19 protein-coding genes and 1 riboswitch are annotated in these 19480 nt (G+C 35.3%); of the genes, 2 read left to right on the forward strand and 17 right to left on the reverse strand.

Annotation, left to right across the window (positions count from 1 at the left end; all coding sequences use genetic code 11):
- Position 1: 1 nt before the first annotated feature.
- The 16 genes from JYK00_RS01695 to JYK00_RS01770 all read right to left on the reverse strand — a co-directional run bounded on the left by JYK00_RS01695 (position 2) and on the right by JYK00_RS01770 (position 14857).
- Positions 2-847 carry a succinate--CoA ligase subunit alpha gene (locus JYK00_RS01695; RefSeq protein ID WP_207566996.1) on the reverse strand — a complete coding sequence of 282 codons (846 nt, stop codon included), beginning with the start codon at positions 845-847 and terminating at the stop codon, positions 2-4.
- Complete coding sequence (locus JYK00_RS01700) at positions 844-1863, reverse strand: ATP-grasp domain-containing protein (protein WP_207566997.1); 1020 nt, start codon at positions 1861-1863, stop codon at positions 844-846. Before JYK00_RS01700 ends, JYK00_RS01695 begins: the two co-directional genes overlap by 4 nt.
- A 53-nt stretch (positions 1864-1916) precedes the next feature.
- Positions 1917-2092: riboswitch (cobalamin riboswitch) on the reverse strand.
- A 107-nt stretch (positions 2093-2199) separates the two neighbouring features.
- A complete protein-coding gene (locus tag JYK00_RS01705) occupies positions 2200-2847 on the reverse strand; it encodes an anaerobic ribonucleoside-triphosphate reductase activating protein (protein WP_207566998.1) in 648 nt (215 codons plus the stop codon).
- A 5-nt stretch (positions 2848-2852) separates the two neighbouring features.
- Positions 2853-4727 (reverse strand): ribonucleoside triphosphate reductase, encoded by a 1875-nt coding sequence (locus JYK00_RS01710; RefSeq protein WP_207566999.1) that lies wholly within the window; start codon positions 4725-4727, stop codon positions 2853-2855.
- A gap of 804 nt (positions 4728-5531) precedes the next feature.
- The gene (locus JYK00_RS01715) at positions 5532-5864 is read right to left on the reverse strand and encodes a rod-binding protein (RefSeq protein ID WP_207567000.1); all 333 of its coding nucleotides are present in this window, start codon (positions 5862-5864) and stop codon (positions 5532-5534) included.
- Between the two features lie 14 nt (positions 5865-5878).
- Positions 5879-6868: a flagellar basal body P-ring protein FlgI gene (locus tag JYK00_RS01720; RefSeq protein ID WP_207567001.1), complete on the reverse strand. Its 990-nt coding sequence runs from the start codon at positions 6866-6868 to the stop codon at positions 5879-5881.
- A gap of 11 nt (positions 6869-6879) precedes the next feature.
- Positions 6880-7467: a flagellar basal body L-ring protein FlgH gene (locus tag JYK00_RS01725; protein ID WP_207567002.1), complete on the reverse strand. Its 588-nt coding sequence runs from the start codon at positions 7465-7467 to the stop codon at positions 6880-6882.
- Positions 7464-8399: a flagellar basal body P-ring formation chaperone FlgA gene (gene flgA / locus JYK00_RS01730; protein WP_207567003.1), complete on the reverse strand. Its 936-nt coding sequence runs from the start codon at positions 8397-8399 to the stop codon at positions 7464-7466. Before flgA ends, JYK00_RS01725 begins: the two co-directional genes overlap by 4 nt.
- Positions 8400-8404: 5 nt before the next feature.
- Complete coding sequence (gyrB, locus tag JYK00_RS01735; protein ID WP_207567004.1) at positions 8405-10288, reverse strand: DNA topoisomerase (ATP-hydrolyzing) subunit B; 1884 nt, start codon at positions 10286-10288, stop codon at positions 8405-8407.
- Entirely contained in the window at positions 10289-10588 is a 300-nt protein-coding gene (locus JYK00_RS01740; RefSeq protein WP_207567005.1) for a DUF721 domain-containing protein, read from the reverse strand.
- Positions 10572-11339, reverse strand: a complete 768-nt coding sequence (locus JYK00_RS01745; RefSeq protein WP_207567006.1) for an aminotransferase class IV — start codon at positions 11337-11339, stop codon at positions 10572-10574. The genes JYK00_RS01740 and JYK00_RS01745 overlap by 17 nt, the downstream gene beginning before the upstream one ends.
- Positions 11311-12603, reverse strand: a complete 1293-nt coding sequence (gene mtaB / locus JYK00_RS01750) for a tRNA (N(6)-L-threonylcarbamoyladenosine(37)-C(2))-methylthiotransferase MtaB (protein ID WP_207567007.1) — start codon at positions 12601-12603, stop codon at positions 11311-11313. The genes JYK00_RS01745 and mtaB overlap by 29 nt, the downstream gene beginning before the upstream one ends.
- 5 nt (positions 12604-12608) lie before the next feature.
- A complete protein-coding gene (locus JYK00_RS01755) occupies positions 12609-13055 on the reverse strand; it encodes a CBS domain-containing protein (RefSeq protein ID WP_207567008.1) in 447 nt (148 codons plus the stop codon).
- A gap of 2 nt (positions 13056-13057) precedes the next feature.
- Positions 13058-14011 carry a 1-phosphofructokinase family hexose kinase gene (locus tag JYK00_RS01760; protein ID WP_207567009.1) on the reverse strand — a complete coding sequence of 318 codons (954 nt, stop codon included), beginning with the start codon at positions 14009-14011 and terminating at the stop codon, positions 13058-13060.
- A gap of 5 nt (positions 14012-14016) precedes the next feature.
- Positions 14017-14742, reverse strand: coding sequence for an ATP-binding cassette domain-containing protein (locus JYK00_RS01765; RefSeq protein ID WP_207567010.1), 726 nt, complete (start codon positions 14740-14742; stop codon positions 14017-14019).
- Positions 14711-14857 (reverse strand): hypothetical protein, encoded by a 147-nt coding sequence (locus tag JYK00_RS01770; protein ID WP_207567011.1) that lies wholly within the window; start codon positions 14855-14857, stop codon positions 14711-14713. Before JYK00_RS01770 ends, JYK00_RS01765 begins: the two co-directional genes overlap by 32 nt.
- Before the next feature lie 760 nt (positions 14858-15617).
- Here JYK00_RS01770 and JYK00_RS01775 point away from each other — a divergent pair.
- Complete coding sequence (locus JYK00_RS01775; RefSeq protein ID WP_207567012.1) at positions 15618-16535, forward strand: alpha/beta hydrolase family protein; 918 nt, start codon at positions 15618-15620, stop codon at positions 16533-16535.
- Between the two features lie 9 nt (positions 16536-16544).
- Here the strand turns inward: JYK00_RS01775 and JYK00_RS01780 are convergent, their stop codons facing one another.
- Positions 16545-18095, reverse strand: a complete 1551-nt coding sequence (locus JYK00_RS01780) for an FGGY-family carbohydrate kinase (RefSeq protein WP_207567013.1) — start codon at positions 18093-18095, stop codon at positions 16545-16547.
- Positions 18096-18365: 270 nt separating this feature from the next.
- On the opposite strand from JYK00_RS01780, the gene JYK00_RS01785 reads away from it, so the two are divergent.
- Positions 18366-19466: an HD-GYP domain-containing protein gene (locus JYK00_RS01785; protein ID WP_207567014.1), complete on the forward strand. Its 1101-nt coding sequence runs from the start codon at positions 18366-18368 to the stop codon at positions 19464-19466.
- Positions 19467-19480: the final 14 nt, after the last annotated feature.

The raw sequence follows: 19480 nt of genomic DNA on the forward strand, positions 1-19480 counted from the left end.
TTTATCCCTCCCATGCAAGTTCCGGTATTTTCTTTGCCACTTTTACACCTAAAGTTTTCAAACTTTTCTCTTTGTATTCTATACTTCCTCTATACCCTTCAACTATAGCACCTGCATGCCCCATTCTTTTTCCATGTGGAGCAGTCCTTCCTGCAAAAAACACCCTTATTTCTCCATCATAACCCTTATTTAATATATACTCAATTCCCTTTATTTCATCCAGACCTCCAACTTCGCTTATTATAACTACCTTTTTTATACTTTCTTCCATTATATAATCTAAAGCTTCTGAAAAAGATGTACCTATAATAGGATCTCCTCCCAACCCTATTCCTATTTTTATTCCCGTAGAATACAAAGACAAATAATTTGATATTTCGTACATTAATGTCCCACTCCTTGATATTACCGCAATATCCCCTGGTTTAAAAGCATTTTCAGGCATTATTCCAACTTTTGAAACTCCTGGCAAAATAATCCCCGGACAATTTGGTCCTATTATTCTTACATTATTATCTCGTGCTTTTTTATATATATCAAGCATATCATGTTGCGGAATATGTTCTGTGATTATAACTATCTTCTTTACGCCAGCATCTATAGCCTCAAATACTGCTTCTTTTGCATACAAGGCTGGCACGAATACAACTGAAGTATCTATATCATATTTTACAATCGCTTCCTCCATACTGTTTAACACTTCCACTCCACACACATTATCAACTTTTTTGTTTTTAGAAACGCCGCATAATATATTTGTTCCATATTTTAACATTTTTTCTGTATGTAATCTTCCATATTTTCCAGTTATCCCCTGCACACAGACTTTTTCTTTTCCATTAATCATCTGTCTCCCCCCTTTACCGCTTCCAGAATCATAGAATACATATCCTCATAATAACCTATATGATTTCTTCTCAATATTCTCTTTGCCTCATGCTCATTTGTTCCCGTCAATCTTGCGTAAAGTTGAACTTCCGGATTTTCTTTTTTAAACTTAACTATTCCAGATGCTATTTCATCACATCGGGTGATTCCTCCAAATATGTTCAGCACTATTTTTTTTATTCCACAACTTTTCAATAGATTCAACGCTTCAATGGTTATGTCTTTTTCTGCTCCGCCACCGAGATCCAGAAAGTCTGCTGGTTCTCCACCGGCCAGCTTTATAGCATCCATTGTCGCCATAACGATTCCCGCTCCACAACCTATTATTCCAATATTACCACTTAATCTTACAAAATGAAATGGATATTTATTCATCACAAACTCTTCTGCCCATTTTTGTCTAAATATCGCATTATCATCCAGATGCATCACAACATCAAGGGCATATATTTCACCTTTATCATTTTCAGCCAACGGATTTATTTCCAGTAATGTAAGATCTTTTTCTTTGAATAATTCCCCCAATTTTAGAAGAACTGTTTGTATCTTATCTGGAATAATATTTCCGAAAGTTTCAAAGTCAGTTTTAATTACATTTTCCTTGTTTTTTTCTATATCTATACCTCCGTTTTCAGAAAATAGAATAATCACATCTCTTTCTTCTCTATCCAAGACCAGAGAAATGTAATACTCTTTTCTCACAGCTACCCTTTCTTCAACAAGAACACCGTAAGGTTTTTCTCCCTTTATTTTTTTGTTCAATAGCGTATTTACATGTTTAAAAAATTCTTCTTCTGTTCTTGCAAAAAGCACTCCTCCAGCCTTCATTCGCCCACCAACTAAAACTTGAGATTTTAAAACAGCTGGTAAAAACTGAATTTTCACCTCTTTTTCTCTCTGAATAAGGTATGAATCTGGAACCTTAATTCCATAATCCTTCAAAATCCCTTTTCCAACGAACTCATGAACTTTCATAATCCACCTCCTTAAAAAATATAAAATCATCCCATTTCACCCTCGAAAATGGGACTTCCCTGGAATTAAAGGCAGGTCTCCCGGCTTCTGGATCATCCTACTCCCAACGCCTTCCCGGGTTTCCCCAGTGGCCTCCTGTTGGTTTCGTCCCCAGTTACGGTGGCGGGGCCGCGCCGGATTTTCACCGGCTTCCCTTTTAAGATTACTCACCTTTAATTCCGGAGGTATTTAATTTTTCTTATGACTCTCCATAACTTATACATTATTCTAACAGAACTTTTCGAAAAATTATACCCATGCTAAATTATTCTATTGTGAAATATTCCGGGATAAACATTATCTAAAAATCAATCTTTTTATTTTCATCCTTTTACTTCTTCTACTTTTTATTTTGAATATTTCCGTAGAGTTTGCAACAGTAATATATGCCCTTTCACCTTCAACTAAAAACTCTTCAAAAAAATCTATGTCATCCTGTGATGAAAGACCTGGAACATATGTCATCCTAAATTCATATTCTATGTTAGATGTTCTCAAAATTTTTATCGTTTCTGATATACTTTCCCAGTAACGGCCATACACATTTACCAACCTGCTATAATTTTCAGGCTTAGCTTTAATGTCTACTGCCACATAATCTATCAGATTTTGTTCAATTAATTTATAAATCATATCCGGGTTCGTACCATTTGTATCGATTTTTATCATATATTCCATGTCTTTTACCTGTTTTACAAACTCTATTAAATCATTATGTATTGTTGGCTCACCACCAGTAATACATACTGCACTTATTCTTGCCCTTAAAAATTTTAACCTGTCCAACATCTCATCTTCAGAGATTACTTTATATTCATTTGCATATGCTATTTTCCAATTATGACACCATTGACATCTAAAATTACAGCCGCCTGTATAAACAACGGAAGATATTCTTCTAGGATAATCTACAAAACTGAAAGTTCTAATACCGGCCAGAATCATATAATTCACCTTTTTAAAGTCGCATTATCAAATTTAAACTGTATTCTTTCATAGTATTCCTGCTGTTTCCCATCATTCCAATTCTGTACCGGTCTATAATATCCAACAACTCTTGAATAAACTTCTGTTTCTTTTCCACAGTATGGACACTTAAAATACTCACCGGTTATATAGCCATGCTCAAGGCAAATTGAAAATGTAGGTGTTATACTCATATAAGGTAAGGAATAATTCTCAAAACTATACTGGATAAATTCTTTTAAAGTTTCTGGATCGGTAATTTTTTCCCCAACATAAATATGTACAACTGTCCCTCCAGTCCATCTGTTTTGCAACCCTTCTTGATGCTCCAGTAAATCAAAAGGATCTTCAAAATAATTCACAGGAGGATGTACTGAATTTGTATAATATGGCTTTTCGTCTGTTCCCGCATGTTTTATTAAGCTACCAAATTCTTTTTTATCCAATTTCGCAAGTCTATAACTTGCTCCCTCCGCAGGTGATGCTTCTAAATTGTACAAATTTCCCGTTTCCCTACTGAACTCATCTAACTTAGCCAACATATAATCCATAATTTCCTGAGCAAACTTTTTCCCATTCATCGACACTATACCTTCCTGGATCCCAAAATTAACAAGACCCTCATGCATCCCAACAAGTCCTATTGTAGAGAAATGATTAGCCCAGTACTGTCCTGTTAACCTATAAACGCTATCCAGATACACTTTTGTATACGGATATAACCCTTTTTTAGTCCAATTTTCAATGTAAATCCTTTTAATTTCCAGAGCTTCTTTTGCAACATTCATTACTTCGTCCAATATACTATAAAATCTATTTACATTTCCCTTTGAAAGAAACATTATCCTTGGAATATTAATAGTAACAACACCTATTGAACCCGTTAAAGGATTCGAAGCAAACAAGCTTCCTCGTCTTTTTATTACTATATTGCCATCTTCACCGTTATTTTCCGTTGTAAAACCATACGAAAGTTCCTTTAAATGCTCCAGCACCTGCCTGTTATCAAGCTTTAAACGACAGCACATTGACCTCGCATCCTCCGGTTTCATATCAGAATTAATATAATTTGCAAAATATGGTGTTCCATATTTCATTGTCATAAGGATGATCATATTCGCAACTTCACTATCCCATTTAAAATTTCTTGTAATATTATAAGTTGGTATAGGAAATGAGAAAGGTCTTCCATTATAATCACCCTCAAGCATAATTTCCACAAATGCTTTATTTAAAATGTCCATTTCTTTTTGAAACTCAGAATACGTTTCCTTTTGCTCCTCCCCGCCAATAATTACATGTTTATTTCTGTGAGTCGAAGGAACCGTTAAATCCATTGTAATGTTACTGAAGGGAGATTGAAAACCTACCCTTGTTGGAACATTCATATTAAAAATAAACTCCTGCAATGCCTGTTTTACTTCATAATAATTAAGATTATCATACCTTATAAAAGGGGCAAGTAATGTATCAAAATTTGAAAACGCAACGGCACCAGCAGTTTCCCCCTGCAACGTGTATAAAAAATTAACAATCTGACCCAGAGCAGTTCTAAAATGTTTAGCAGGGCCTGATGCAACTTTCCCGGAAACTCCGTTAAATCCTTTTCTCAATAACTCCTCAAGGTCCCAGCCAACACAATATGAAGCCAAAACCCCCAGATCATGGATATGTATAAAACCCTTTATGTAATATTCTTTAATTTTTTTATTGTACCTGTCGTAAATTTCTTCCAGCCAGAATCTTTTTATTACCTCCTGATAAATATGATTGTTTAATCCCTGCAAAGAGTACTGCATATTTGAATTTTCTCTTACTTTCCAATCATTATCATTAATATAATCATAAACTAAACGCATTTTCTTCCCCCCTCTTTTCAGAATTACCACAACATATTGTATCATATTGTATAGTTATACACAATATATAGTATTTTAATTTATTAAATAGAAGTTTTGCAAAATCAAATATTTAATAGAGATACTGACAAATGTTAATTTTTTTTAAAGGACTTTTTCATATTAACATGTTTAAAAACCACATGAATATACAACCTGGGAAGACCTTAAAAGGTGGCGAATCCACTCGATATTCTGAGGAACAAAGTGCTGAAGGAGATGTCATTTTGAGGAATACAATGATGAGGGAGATTATTTCTTATTGTCATTCCGAGTGAAACGGGGAACCTTGTTTTTTACTAACTCTCGTCAATACTCGGTAAATCAAGATTCCTCGTCGTATGCACTCCTCGGAATGACATAAAAACAGAATGCTTTTCCGAACGTATGTGAGGAATCTTGTTTTTTCTTACCAATCTTGCTAATTTTGCCAATCTCACTAATTATAAGATTCCTCACCCTTCGGGTTCGGAATGACATGAACGGTAGATTCCTCGTCGCTACGCTCCTCGGAATGACATGGGTGAAAGCTAACCTCGCTAATCTCGCAAGATCCTTCGCACTTTGTGCTCAGGACAGGCCTTGCTAATCTTGCTAAATACAAGATTCCTCGCCCTTTATGTTCGGAATGACACCCCTTTTCCTGTCATCCCAAGGAACGAAGTGACGAGAGATCTTATTTTACCAACTCTCGCCAGATTAAGATTCTTCATTACTGCGTTCCTCGAAATGGTAGAAAGGAAACACTAACTCTTGCTACCCACATTACTTTGACTCAACTTTATACTTTCCAACATTTCTTAATACTGTGTTTTTGCTGTACATTTTTCCACCGAGGGATTTATAAACTTCATCAGTAAGGATTTTCAAATCACTGCCTGCTGCTTTTTTAGAATATTCGTATAGTAGATTTTCTCTAAACCATTTTTCCCCAAAGCTTTCCGGTATTAAGCGTGATTTTGGAATTGTGTCATACATTTTTCTAAATACCTGGAAGAAAAATTGAGCAACAAATTCCTCGGAAACTTTTTTTAACTTATCATTACTATTCTGGCTAATTGGAGCATTTTTGAAGTTGAAATTATTAAAAACCTTCATATTATTCCCCCTGATCACATTATTTTAACTTCTGCAAATATTACTCCCGCTTTGTATAACTCCTGAATTATTCCTATTATATCCTGAGGGGTTGCTCCCAGCGCTTTTAACGCCGCTATCAAATTTGAAATTGTAGCCTGTTTTTCATCTATCTTTCCATTTTCTATACTTATCACAAAATTACCGTAGCTTAATGTAAAATCAGCTATTTTGACATTGCCTCCAAATATAACCGTCCCCGTTCTTTCGTTTATTACCACTTTTGCAGGTTGGTCAGGCACAACCTCTATCTCTTCAATTATAGAAAGAAAAGTAATTAAATCATCTGAAAAAGCATCTGGTATCAAAACTTTTATAGAAGATGGATCAACTGCTTTCGCAAGTCGCGACTGAAATTTTTCATTAATAGCAAGCGCTACCCTCGCAGAAGTGGTTACATCTGGATTCATCAGTAAAATGGTTATACTATTATCATCAACTATATTAGAAGGAATTTCACGTTCAATCAACGCCCCACCTGGAATGTATCCAGTTACCTTAAAGCGTTTTTGAAGATTTATACTCGACTTAACGTCGCTACCTCCAACAGAAACAGGACCCTGAGCAACTGCATATACATTGCCATCAGCACCGTACAAGGGAGTTTGAACAAGTACACCGTTTTCCAGACTTTTAGCATTTCCAATAGAAGCAACAATAACATCAAGTCTCATTCCTTCTTTATAAAAAGCGGGGATATCTGCTGTCACCATAACCAGCGCCGTGTTGTTTGATTTTATATCTGCTTCTGTTATTGGTATACCAAAATTCTTAAACATGTTAGCAAGCAAAGGAGAATTTAATGTTCCGCCATCACCTGTTCCATTCAAGCCTACAACTATTCCCACACCAAAAAGCTGATTATCACGAGCCCCTCTGAACTTTGCTATATCTTTTATTCTCACAACTGTAGAAAAAGCAAGAAAAACAATCAATAATAATCCTATAATTGCTGTTCTCTTCATGGCTTTCCTCCTTATCTAAAAAGCTCAGCTATACTTGCTAATATAAGGCCAAGCCAGCTTCCCTCGTTTGGATCATCCTGAAAAACTATTTTCCCATTTTCCCAGATTTGAGCATTCATTATATCTGATGAATCAACTGTATTTTTTGCCGAAATTACCATGGGACTAACCCATCCGGTTATCACTATTTCTCTTAATTCATTCCCGACTTTTATGTTTTTTCTTCCCTCAATATATAGATTCCCATATTCGTCCACCTGTTTAACAATTGCTGTTATTTCAACTATCACGCTTGTCTGACTTTTATTTGATGTTTTTACCCTGTCGCTATCTTTAATTGGAATAAAACCTGAAAGGTCTGTACCTAAAAGTTTTGTTCCATTATTAATTGCATTGAGAATTACATTTTTAAAAGAGTCTACTTCAGAGCTTGTGGAAAACCTGGGAGTTTCATAAACTAATACGTTAATAGCATCACCCACTTTTGACGCTCTGGGAGATGCTATAATATGCCCAAACTTCCCTGAAGGATTATATATAGAATTTGCCAGTAAAATACTCAAACTTAACATAAAAACTATCATAAAAATTTTCCTCATTTTAACACCTCCAAAACCCTGAGAAGAGGCCCTTTTACAATTATTCCATAAACCAATTTCCCTGTATCCACGTTTCTTGCTTTTATTACATCACCAATATTTCCATCTTCCATAGCTCTCAAAAGCGCTGTTACCTTAACCCCTGGTAGTTCTACAATACCTATTAACAACTGTCCAGTAACCACATCGGGTATTTTATCCAGATATTCTTTTAATATAGCTTCGCCTTCTTTAAATGATTTTCGGGCTATCATTGGAAGTTCGGAAACATTTACTGGTGTACCGTGTAACGACAAAATGTTAACAGACTTTCTTATTATGTCTTTGTCAGTTACCTGCTCTCCATAGTTTATATTTCTTGCAGCTACAGGGATTTTCCTGAAAAGTTCTGCCTTAAGATTTATATTATAATATCCCACTGTTCTTCCAGATTTTTTCAAAGAAAATCTTACAAGAAAATTCCCGACCGCACCTCCCAAAAGTTTTATTGAATAATTGTCATGCTCAACAATAGTACCATAAGAACTTGTAATTGTAGCGTAAGCTCCTTCCGGCAAAGACGATAAAACCAAATTTTTTGCCATTTTGTAGGCTTTTTCAACGGTAAGCGTAGAGGAGGTGCTTTCACTAACCACTACAGGCGAATAAGAAACACTTATAAAACCTTCTGTAGGTGTGGCTTCAATATCGGAAGTAACTCTCGATAATCGCTGCAAAATATACTTTACACTTATGTCGATTTTTCCGTTTTCAGGAATATATGCCAGAATAATATTTCTCAGTGTTGTAGCATCGAATGTAACATAAGTAGCACTCACATCATATACGGTTACAACATTTGTAGTAACCGTAGCAAATGGTAAAAATTCAATGTAAGCACCTAAAACTATTGCTTGCCCCAAAAAAGCCAAAAAGAGAAAAAACTTTTTCATTTTTACTAAACATCGATCTCCTTCACCTGTAATGCGTGTCTTATTATAAATTCTCTTCTGCTTTCTGTATCATTTCCCATTAACATTTCAAACAGTTCATCAGCCTCTTCTGCATCTTCTATCGTTACCTTTAAAAGCTTTCTTTTTTGCGGATCCATTGTTGTTTCCCAGAGCTGCTCGGGATTCATTTCTCCAAGACCTTTATATCTTTGAATATCGTATTTTTTGTCCCCAATTTCTTCTTTTAACTCTTCCAGCTCTTCATCGCTGTAGACATAATATATTGTTCTTCCAACAGAGACTTTATACAGAGGTGGTTGAGCTATATAAATTCTTTCGTGATCTATAAGTTCTTTCATATACCTGTAGAAAAGTGTAAGTAGCAGTGTTCTTATATGAGCCCCGTCAACATCAGCGTCAGTCATAATTATTATCTTCCCATAACGTAATTTTTTTACATCAAAGTCATCGCCTATTCCCGTTCCAAGAGCTGTGATAATATCCCGAATCTGCTCATTTTTTAAGAGTTTAAGCCAGCTGCTTTTTTCCACGTTAAGTATTTTACCTCGCAAAGGTAGAATTGCTTGAAAATTCCTATCGCGCGCCTGCTTTGCAGATCCTCCCGCCGAATCTCCCTCAACAATAAACAATTCAGATTCTTCAAGCTTTTTTGTGATACAGTCCGCCAGTTTTCCAGGCAGAGAAGAACTGCCAAAAACGCTCTTTCTTTTTACCATTTCTCGAGCATGTTTTGCCGCTTCACGTGCTTTTCTTGCTTCAAGTGCTTTTTGTAAGATTATTTTCAGTGTTGTCTCGTTTACTTCAAAAAATTCCAGAAGTTTTTCCCTTATAACTTTTGCAACTGCCTCCTGAACTTCTTCGTTTCCTAACTTCGATTTTGTTTGCCCTTCAAATTCCGGAGTTCCTATCATCAAAACACTGATTATTGCTGCCATTCCTTCTCTTATATCTTCTCCTCTGATAGTGAAGTTCTTTATCATACCTATCTTTTTTCCAAGCTCATTTATTAATCTGGTAAATGCGCTCTTAAATCCTGTAACATGAGTTCCACCTTCTACTGTACGAATATTATTAACAAATGAAAGAATTCTTTCATTATCAGATGTTGTATACTGGAAAACCAATTCCACTTTCGTAGATTTATACTCTCCAACAATATGAACAGGTTCGTGAAGAGTCCTTGCATTTTTATTTACATAACTTATAAATTCTTTAAGCCCACCTGTAAAATGATATGTTTTCTCTGTTCCGTCACGTTCATCCTTAAAAAAGATGGTCACATTTGGATTTAAAAAAGCAAGATCGCGAAGCCTTATCATTATTGTATCTGAGTCAAACTCTGTTGTTGAAAAAATAGTAGCATCAGGCTTAAATCTTACAATTGTTCCACGTTTTTCAGTTTCACCAAGAATTTTCACATCGAACAACGGCACTCCTCTTTCGTATTTTTGATAGTAAATTTTTCCATCCCTATGAACTTCCACTTCAAGCCATTCTGAGAGTGCGTTAACAACTGAGGCACCTACCCCATGAAGACCTCCACTCACTTTGTAAGAATCTTTTGTAAACTTCCCTCCTGCATGCAGGGTTGTCATAACAACTTCAAGTGCACTTCTTTTTGTTTCAGGATGTATGTCAACAGGAATTCCTCTCCCGTTATCTTCTATCTCAACACTCCCATCCTTAAAAATGGTTATTTTTATACTGTCACAATATCCCTGCAGCGCCTCATCAATACTGTTATCCACTATTTCGTAAATAAGATGATGAAGTCCCGCTTTACCTGTAGAACCTATATACATCCCCGGGCGCTGTCTCACGGGTTCCAATCCCTTTAAAACCTTTATTTGCTTTGCACTGTATTCCATTCAAAAACCTCCTTTATAGCCTCTTCTAACAACAATTTTTTCAATAGCTTTAAATCCTATTTTTTTGTTTAACTCTTCCTTTATCTTTTCTCTAAAAAAGACCATTTCTGTAACATATATCTGGTCATCACAATGTATATAAAGAACACCTTTTGAAAATTTTGTAGAAAAACAATGCTCTGAAAAAGGTATGCCTATTATCCTGGAAAGTTCGCTCTTTGCAACAGTACCTATGTACACTGTTCTAAAAAAATTATTTCTCTTTGATAATTCCTTCAAAACTTCACTGAATCTTTGCATTTACATACTCCTCAAACATTTTCGTTAAATACTTCGACATCTCTACAGAAAAATTTACCTTATTTCCTAAGCTGTTAACAGGTACAATCCCTCTGCTCGTGTGAGTTAAAAACACTTCATCGGCATAAATAATCTCCTTTAACTCGACATACTTCTCTATAACCTCATATCCAGATTCTCTTAACATTTTAAGAACATGTTTTCGCGTTATACCGTTGAGTATACCAGACTCCAGTGAAGGAGTTATAATTTTTTTGTTTTTTATTATAAAAATATTGGAAAAACTACCTTCACACACCTGACCTTTATTACCAAGTAGAATTACATCGTAAAAATTTCCTTTATTCAACCGCGCGAGGTAAAGATCAGGTCTACCAAGTGATTTAAAATTCGGTGGAATACTCAATGGATCAGCATGTCTTATATTAGAAATATCAATGACTATTTCCTTGTTAAAAAATTCTTCATCACTTTCTATTCTTTCTTCTTTAGAAAAACAGCGCAATCTATCGGAAACAACGCATATTATTTTTACTCGAACATCACCTTCATCATTTGAAAACACAAATCTTTCAAAATCCTCAACCGACAATTTCTCATCAGTTACATAAGAAAGAGAACTCAGCAACCTTTTGTAATGTTCCTCAATGGCAAATGGCTTTCCATTGTACAATCTAACAGTCTCGTATATACCTATCCCGTTTATCAATCCATTTAAAATCTCATCTATTTGAGACCTGTTTTCTGACACTTTTAGACACCACTCCTTCTTCGGTTACAGAAAACACTATTACATCCTCAAAATTCCCAAAACTCCCCTTAGGTATTTCGTGTAACACATAATACTCATCATACCCTCTATATATACCATTCTTTGCTCCTTCAACAAGTACTTTCAACTTTGCGCCAACAAGATTTTTTCTATACTCTTTTGCCATTTTTTTGCTTAATTGTTCGAGTTTAATCAAGCGCTCTTTTTTAATATTTCCAGGTATTTGATCTGTAAAAGTACTTGCAAGGGTTCCCTTTTTCGGGGAATATCTGAAGGCATGGACTTTTGAAAACCTCAAATCTTCCACTACTTTTAAGGTTTCATAAAAATCCTTCTCTGTCTCCCCGGGAAATCCCACCATTATGTCTGTTGTAATCGAAAAAATAGGATCTTTTTTTCGAAGCTTATTTACTATTTCTATATAATTTCTCTGCCTGTAATTCCTGTTCATTTTCTCCAGAATTCTATCGCTTGCACTTTGAAGTGGTATATGAAGATGGTTGCATATCTTAATCTCGTTTATTATAAAATCTATTAGCTTATCTGTTATATCTTCAGGATTTATGGAACTCAATCTTATTCGAAAATCACCTTCAATTTTTACCAATTCCTCAAGGAGATCCAGTAAATTATACCCACGCTCCAGCCCGTATTTACCAAGATTTAATCCGGTTATAACTATTTCCTTATAATTTCTCTTTATTAAACGCCGAACTTCTGTAACTACAAATTCTACAGGCTTACTCCTTACTTTCACACCACGCGCGAGCCTTATAGCACAATACGTGCATACATTGTTGCATCCATCTTCGACTTTAACAAAAGCCCTTGTTCTATCACTAATTGCCGCGTATATTGTCTCTTCTTCTATTCCATTTCCATCTTTCCAATACGCCTTATCAACATAAACTCCTGTTCTACCAATATACTCATCTATTTTTCTTTTTTCTCCATTACCTACAACTAAATCTACACCTTCTTTCAAAATCTCATCTGCAGATAACTGAGAATAACAACCGGCCACTATTATTTTCGATTCAGGATATTTCCTTTTCAATTTTCTAATCTCCTGACGAATTTTTCTTGTAGCTTCATTTGTCACCACACAACTGTTTAAAATAAAAACATCTGATTCCACCTCTTCCGTCATAACAACAAAACCTATATTCTCAAGCCTTTCCGTCATTAATTCTGTTTCATATTGGTTGAGTTTGCAACCATATGTCAAAATGCTAACCCTCATTATATTTACATATCTCCTTTCGTAACTGCTTCTAAAATTTTCATCCTGGTGATTACTCCTATCAACCTTTCAGACTCGTCAATTACCGGCAAAACTTTCAAAGTATGTCTTATCATCAGATCCGCAGCGTGCAATAACGGAGTGCTTTCTTTTACAGAAATAGCTGGCTTACTCATAATGTCTGCCACAGGCTTGTAAGAAAGCTTTTTTAAGTTTTTCACAAACTGGTTCAAATCCGGTATAAAAGAAGCAGTTTGCAATAATGCAAAATAACTTGGCAATGCAGCACGAATAATATCATTCTCACTTATAAATCCAACTACTCTTAAATCCTCATCTACCACAGGAATACCTGTAATTTCCTGCCTTGATAATATTTTCAAAACTCTTCCAACATTTTCATCCTGTAGCACTGCTGTTATATCACGAATCATAAAGTCTCTGACCTTCATACCTACTCCACCCTCTCAATCTTGAAGTGTTCAAACGCTTCTTCTATATCTTTAAATGGAGGAGTCTCTTTTGCCTTATATTTTGTTTTCGCCAGCGCCGCTGCATAGCCAAATTTCGCCATTTCAAGAAGACTTTCTCCTTTCAAAAACTTGTAAACCATTGCCGCCATGTAGGTATCACCTGTTCCGAGCAAATGGGAATGTTCAACCTCTACAGTAGGAGAAATTATCCAGACTCCATCAGAAGTTACTATTATATCGTACTCTATTTCATAAGAAATTACCGCCATTTTTACACCCATGCTTACTAACTCTTTTCCTGCCTCAATATAATCTTTTTGACTTACTAATTCTTTTCCTAAGAGTACTTTTTTATTTCTCATATCCGGCTTCAAAATATATGGAACGCTTATTTTTGTAGATTCCATTATAATGGGATCTCTTGCTTCCCAGAAAACTTTTTTTCCAAGTTTCTGAGCAATTTTTGTTAATTCACCGTATACACTATTTGGTATCCCAAGGGGAACACTACCTGAAATTACAATTACTTCGGCATTTGCTGCTATTAACTCATATCTCTTTATAAAATGCTGTAAGTCCTCAAGAGGAACCCATGGTCCCGAAGAATTTATTTCAGTAAGTGCATGATTCTTTTCATCAATTATTGCTATATTTTCTCTTGTTTCTGCCTCAATATGTACAAAATTTGTTGTTATAAGTTCACTTTTTTTCCTCAGCTCTGATAATACTACATTTCCAACATAACCACCTATAAAGCCCATCACAACAGAATTTATACCATAATAAGAAAGATCCACTGCTACATTCACGGCTTTTCCACCAGGGGTCATTTCTGACATTTCCGGTGTCAATCTATGAAGTTTGTCTATTGAAAAATCATTAATATAAAACTCCCTGTCAAGTGCAGGGTTCAAACATACTGTTAAAACAGACAAGTTTATCACCTCACATTGGCAAAATCTTTCGGCTCTCCTTTGTATTTAATTTTACCATTTTTCATAAAAATAAACAAATCGGAAAGAGGCATAAATCTTTTTAAGAAGCGGGTTGCTATAATCAAAGAACGATTCTCTGAAAGTAGTTTTTTCTTAACAGTTCGAGAAATATGCTGAAGATGTTCGTCATCAAGATGATCAAAAATACAGTCAAATATTACAAGGAAGGAATTTTTCAGGTAGGCTAAATAAAGCAAAAGCTCTATTTTCTCTAATATATAAAACTCAGATAATCTCGTTTTTTCTCCATTTCTTAGAGCTTTCAAAATCCCAAAGTCATCCAATGTCTCTGCGTTCTCTTCTATTTCAAAATCAACACTTTCGCCAAGCCCCAGAGATAACAATTCGTCGAACCTCAAATAATCAAGAGCCTCTAAAAAATTAGTGTCCACATAAAAAACCAGATTTCTGAGATCTTTTATATTTATGGCAAAAAGGTCATTTCCATCCAGAAAAACATTTCCTTCATATCTTACATTATCATAAACCTCTTCATTTAAACGAACAAATGTTCTCAAAAGCGCGGACTTTCCTGAACCACGTGGCCCATATAAGACTAGCGATTCACCCACTCCCAGATAAAAACTGATATCACTAAACAGTTTTATTTTATTAGCATATCCCGTTAAATTAGTTACTTCAAGAATTCTTTTTTCCTTTTGTTTTCCCATTATCTTCCACCATATTCTTTAGCCTATTTTCAAGCTCTTTCTTTGCATCTGTGTTTCCAGAAGAGGATAGTTTTATAAGATCTATCTGAGAAAGTATTTTTATCTTTTTCTTCAAATCTTGCCACCTCTCTTTCCATAGACACTTCATAGTTAATTTTATCCAATTGACTTTAAGTACAGTTTTAGGAATATTTACAGTTCAAAAAAGAAAGTTACAATTAAAACAATTTTTCTCGTTGACCTCGCTCCAGATTTATGCCACCTGTCCGATAAATAAATAAACTTTGATAATAAATCATTTCATTCTCTGCGGTGAAAAAATATAAAAATAACCCTTTAAAAGTTTCAATCATTTCATATTTTCCAGCTTCCCGTGAATCAACCTTGTCAACTCTCACTAACCTCGTTGTTCTTTGTCATCCCGAGGAACGAAGTGACGAGGGGGATGTCATCCTGAGGAGCAGGAAGGCAAAGGAGCTTATTTTTTCCCCAACATTCGCTAACTCTCGCTAATCTCGCTAACCTTGCTAAGTCAAGATTCCTCGTCGCGTGCGCTCCTCGGAATGACACAGAAGGGGGAATTTCTCGCCTTTTTGCTTCTCGAAATGACACAGGAGAGGGTATTCTTCGTCACTACTCTCCTTGGAATGAGCTACTCTTTTTTGTCATCCCGAGGAACAAAGTGACGAGGGATCTTTTCCTTATTGTCATTCCGAACGTACGTGAGGAATCTTATTTTTTCCCAACTCTCGCCAGATTAAGATTCCTCATCCTTCGGGTTCGGAATGACATGGGTAGGGGGGCAACCTCGCTAATCTTGACTTTACATCCAGATAAAAATATTCTATTATAATAAAAATTGGAGGTGATAAATTTTGTTACCATTTGAATATGATCAAAACCTGCCAACAGGTGTTACCATAAAAAGAGGAAATGACTTTAATTTGGTAATACTTGATGCACCATACAAATCCGATATTCCACATTCTCAAAAAATAGTTATCTATGAATATGAAAATCCCAATGCTTCTTCAAATTTAATCTTTCTTCACGGAATAGGAAACGGACACATTCCATATCTTACATGGTTTGCAAAATATTTTAGAAATTCTGGAATAAACACATACTTTTTAATACTTCCTTATCATCTTGCAAGAGCTCCCGAAGATTGGCAAGGTGGAGAACTATTTCTTTCTGCATCACCTGAGCAATGCAGAAGAAGATTCCATCAAGCTGTTATAGACGTCAGAAAAACTATAGACTATATTCAAACAAAGTCTGATTTACCAATAAACATAATGGGATTTTCTTTTGGAGGAATGATTTCCACACTGGCTCTCTCTGTGGATAAACGTTTAAAAAAAGGAATCCTCGCTTTCACAGGTGGTGATTGGCGCTGGATTAACTGGTATTCCCCCCATACACAAAAAATCAGAGAAGAATACCAGACACAGGGCAACGAAATGGGCTGCCACTCTGAAAATCATTGTGTTAAGCTTCGTGGAAATGCACTAACTGTGATTAAAAACTTTAAAACCATAGACGACATTTTCGCCTATCCTGTAAAATGCTTCCATTATGATCCTATTTCTTTTGCAAAGTTTATAAATCAAAAAGTTCTTTTATTCTCCGGTATTTTCGACAAAATAATCCCGTACAATAGCTCGAACAATCTTTACAAAGCCTTATCTAACGCTAAAAGGATAACACTACCAGCAGGGCATAAAACCTCGTATCTTTTTAAAAAGTTCATCGCAAAAGAAACTATAAAATTCTTATTAAATAGCAATTAAATCCCCCTTTTAATCACCTTCACACTGAGTCACTTCCTTTATTTTTACGTATATTCTCTTGAGAGAAGAATATACTTTCTTATATACTTCATAATAAAGCCTCTCGTACACACGAACTTCTTCAGGATTTGGTTCATAAACTTTTACGTACCTGACCATTTCCTTTACCGCTTCCTCAATTGAAGCGTAATATTTTCTTCCAGTAAAAACACAAATCGCCGCACCTAATCCTGAAGTTTCATGAGTTTGCACTTTACAAACTGGTAAATTAAACATATTTGCCGTTATCTGACAAATTTTATCGCTCTGCGATCCTCCTCCAGACACTGTCAATCTTTTAACTTTAACTTTTCCTTTCTTTTCTATTCGTTCCAGCCCGTCTCTTAAAGCGTAATTTATTCCCTCAATAATAGCTCTATAAATGTGAGCACGCGTATGTACATCACTAAATCCTATAATAGCTCCCCTGGCATTGGGCATATCAAGCCCTGGCGTCCACATGGGATGAAGTATTAATCCGTGAGATCCTGCTGGAACCTCGTCAAGCAGGTGATCTAAAAGTACTTCTGCTGGTATTCCAACTTTTTTACTTTTTTCAATTTCTATGAATCCAAACTCTTTCTTAAACCAGCTTATTAACCAATACCCTCTAAATATCTCTATCTCAGGATTATAATATCCTGGATAAACAGCTGGATATGGTGGCATGAACAAAATTGGTTCGAAATAACGGGCGCTTGTTGTCTGTACTGTGGCTGTTGTTCCAAAACTTAAACTTGCACACTTTTCATCCACACATCCTGTACCCAGAGTTTCACATCCTTTATCAGAACCTGATAAAATAACAGGAGTTCCCTCAGGAATCCCCGTCTCTTCAGAAATTTTTCTCCCTATTTGCCCAATTTCGGTGCATGGCTCAGCAAGTTTCGGTAACATTTCTCGTTTAACCCCAAAAACTCTCCATCTAAAACTTTTATCATTTTCCGGCCAATTCTGCTTTTTATAGTCAAAAGGTATATGCCCTATCTGCGACGCTTTAGAATCTACATATTCACCTGTTAATTTATAAATTAGATATCCTGACAAAAGTAAATATTTATGCACTTTCCGCCAGATTTCCGGTTCATTCTCTTTCAACCAGTTTGCTCGAGTCTTTTTATAAATCCTTTCCACTGTTTCCTTCATCCTAACCACTGAAAACAATAATTTATCTTTAAATTTTAAAGAGACAACATTCTTTGCTTTTCTCTGATCAAGCCACAATATTGCCGGTCTTAACGGTTTTCCAGCTTCATCAACTACAACTACTGTATCTCTCTGAGTAGTAACACTAACTCCTAAAAGTTTTTCAAAAAGCTTTTGATTTCGATATTTTAATGTCTTAGTCGCCTTGCAGAGTGCCTCCCAATAGACATTCACATTCTGTTCCGCCCAGCCTGGTTTTAATGAAAAATACGGCTCAAACTCAACCTTTTCTTTATCCAAAAGTTTTCCTTTTTTATCAAAAAGAAGAGCTCTTAAACTTTGCGTTCCACAATCAATAACAAGCGCAACTCCCATTAAAAAATACCTCCCTATTTATATTATTTTGATTACTTTTGTTTTATCTATTATCCTGATGTTTCTGATTCGTAAAACTTCCCTTCCAAATTTTAAACATACTATGTTTTTAAAAAAAGATTTGTAATTTTTGTCACAGTTATGTTATAATAAAAATTACCAAAAGAGTAAAACTTTTGTCAAAAACAAATTTATTATTTTATTGAATGTTAATAACCTTAACACTTTACAAATTTCGCTCATTTCCTGCTATTTACAAAGGAGGAAAAGATGTTTAAAAAAGAAGATATATACAATGTATATGATGCATTGGAAGCATCTCTTGCAAAATTTCAGTCGTTTGTTGACCTTCTTGGTAACATTTCCATTCTTGAAACACCGGAAGAAAAATTCATAGTTGATGTTTTAAGATTCCTGGAAAACAATGTTCCGTATATAATATACGCAGGAGCATTTTTAACCCCTATAGATATAGAAACAGAAAGCATTTTAATTCTTGTAGAAAAAGAAAGCTTTCAGACATGGTATTCTCCAAAAGTCCCAGAAATTCCAGAAAAAGTTGTACAGAAATTTGACCTTATAAACTGGTTGAAAAATTCAGAATTTGAAGCGGCTGTCCCTTTTTTCGAAAAACTACCAAACAAAGAGATAATTGTCTATCCTATAAAACTTAAAAAAGATAACATGGGCTTTTTCTTTTTTTCCTTTGAAACTTTTTTCGAACAGTCTTTGCGTGATCTTGAGAACCTGGAAAAAATAATAGCCCCTTTTTACATCTTAAGAAGGTACAATAAATACGAACGAATTTTCCACCAGAAAATAATTTCAATACTGCTTAAAGCTCTCGGATACTTTGATAATTATACCAAAACACACCTGGAAAGAGTCGGTTTTTATGGAGCAGAACTTGCCAAATTTTTGAAACTTGACAAACAGACCGTAAGAAGAATATACTGGGCTGGATTACTACATGACACCGGAAAGTTGGTTATCCCCCAGCACGTGCTCAACAAAAAAGCTCCACTTGCCGTAAATGAGTATATTAGCGTAAAAAGTCATGCGAAAAAAAGTTATGAATTAATTAAAAGTGTAAATGGATTAGAAGATATAGCCTTCATTGTCAAGCATCACCATGAGCGATGGGATGGAAAGGGATATCCCGACAAGCTAAAAGGCGAAGATATCCCATTGGAATCGAGAATTCTCGCAGTAGCTGATAGTTTTGATGCCATGACGTCTCAAAGACCCTATAGAGCTGCTTTCACCATGGAAGCTGCACTAAATGAACTAAATGAAAAAGCTGGCACACAATTTGATCCTTCCATTGTAAAGGCAGCCATTCAGCTTTTCCCCACCATTTTTAAAGGTTGAATTTTTTATTCTTT

Source organism: Thermosipho ferrireducens (assembly GCF_017358165.1).
Taxonomy (GTDB): Bacteria; Thermotogota; Thermotogae; order Thermotogales; family Fervidobacteriaceae; genus Thermosipho_B; species Thermosipho_B ferrireducens.

What these genes read in the sequence shown, in the direction of transcription:
- JYK00_RS01695 (WP_207566996.1), bottom strand. Translation starts at nt 847, where the DNA reads ATGATTAATGGAAAAGAAAAAGTCTGTGTGCAGGGGATAACTGGAAAA.
- JYK00_RS01700 (WP_207566997.1), bottom strand. Translation starts at nt 1,863, where the DNA reads ATGAAAGTTCATGAGTTCGTTGGAAAAGGGATTTTGAAGGATTATGGA.
- JYK00_RS01705 (WP_207566998.1), bottom strand. Translation starts at nt 2,847, where the DNA reads ATGATTCTGGCCGGTATTAGAACTTTCAGTTTTGTAGATTATCCTAGA.
- JYK00_RS01710 (WP_207566999.1), bottom strand. Translation starts at nt 4,727, where the DNA reads ATGCGTTTAGTTTATGATTATATTAATGATAATGATTGGAAAGTAAGA.
- JYK00_RS01715 (WP_207567000.1), bottom strand. Translation starts at nt 5,864, where the DNA reads ATGAAGGTTTTTAATAATTTCAACTTCAAAAATGCTCCAATTAGCCAG.
- JYK00_RS01720 (WP_207567001.1), bottom strand. Translation starts at nt 6,868, where the DNA reads ATGAAGAGAACAGCAATTATAGGATTATTATTGATTGTTTTTCTTGCT.
- JYK00_RS01725 (WP_207567002.1), bottom strand. Translation starts at nt 7,467, where the DNA reads ATGAGGAAAATTTTTATGATAGTTTTTATGTTAAGTTTGAGTATTTTA.
- flgA (WP_207567003.1), bottom strand. Translation starts at nt 8,399, where the DNA reads ATGAAAAAGTTTTTTCTCTTTTTGGCTTTTTTGGGGCAAGCAATAGTT.
- gyrB (WP_207567004.1), bottom strand. Translation starts at nt 10,288, where the DNA reads ATGGAATACAGTGCAAAGCAAATAAAGGTTTTAAAGGGATTGGAACCC.
- JYK00_RS01740 (WP_207567005.1), bottom strand. Translation starts at nt 10,588, where the DNA reads ATGCAAAGATTCAGTGAAGTTTTGAAGGAATTATCAAAGAGAAATAAT.
- mtaB (WP_207567007.1), bottom strand. Translation starts at nt 12,603, where the DNA reads ATGAGGGTTAGCATTTTGACATATGGTTGCAAACTCAACCAATATGAA.
- JYK00_RS01755 (WP_207567008.1), bottom strand. Translation starts at nt 13,055, where the DNA reads ATGAAGGTCAGAGACTTTATGATTCGTGATATAACAGCAGTGCTACAG.
- JYK00_RS01765 (WP_207567010.1), bottom strand. Translation starts at nt 14,742, where the DNA reads ATGGGAAAACAAAAGGAAAAAAGAATTCTTGAAGTAACTAATTTAACG.
- JYK00_RS01780 (WP_207567013.1), bottom strand. Translation starts at nt 18,095, where the DNA reads ATGGGAGTTGCGCTTGTTATTGATTGTGGAACGCAAAGTTTAAGAGCT.
- JYK00_RS01785 (WP_207567014.1), top strand. Translation starts at nt 18,366, where the DNA reads ATGTTTAAAAAAGAAGATATATACAATGTATATGATGCATTGGAAGCA.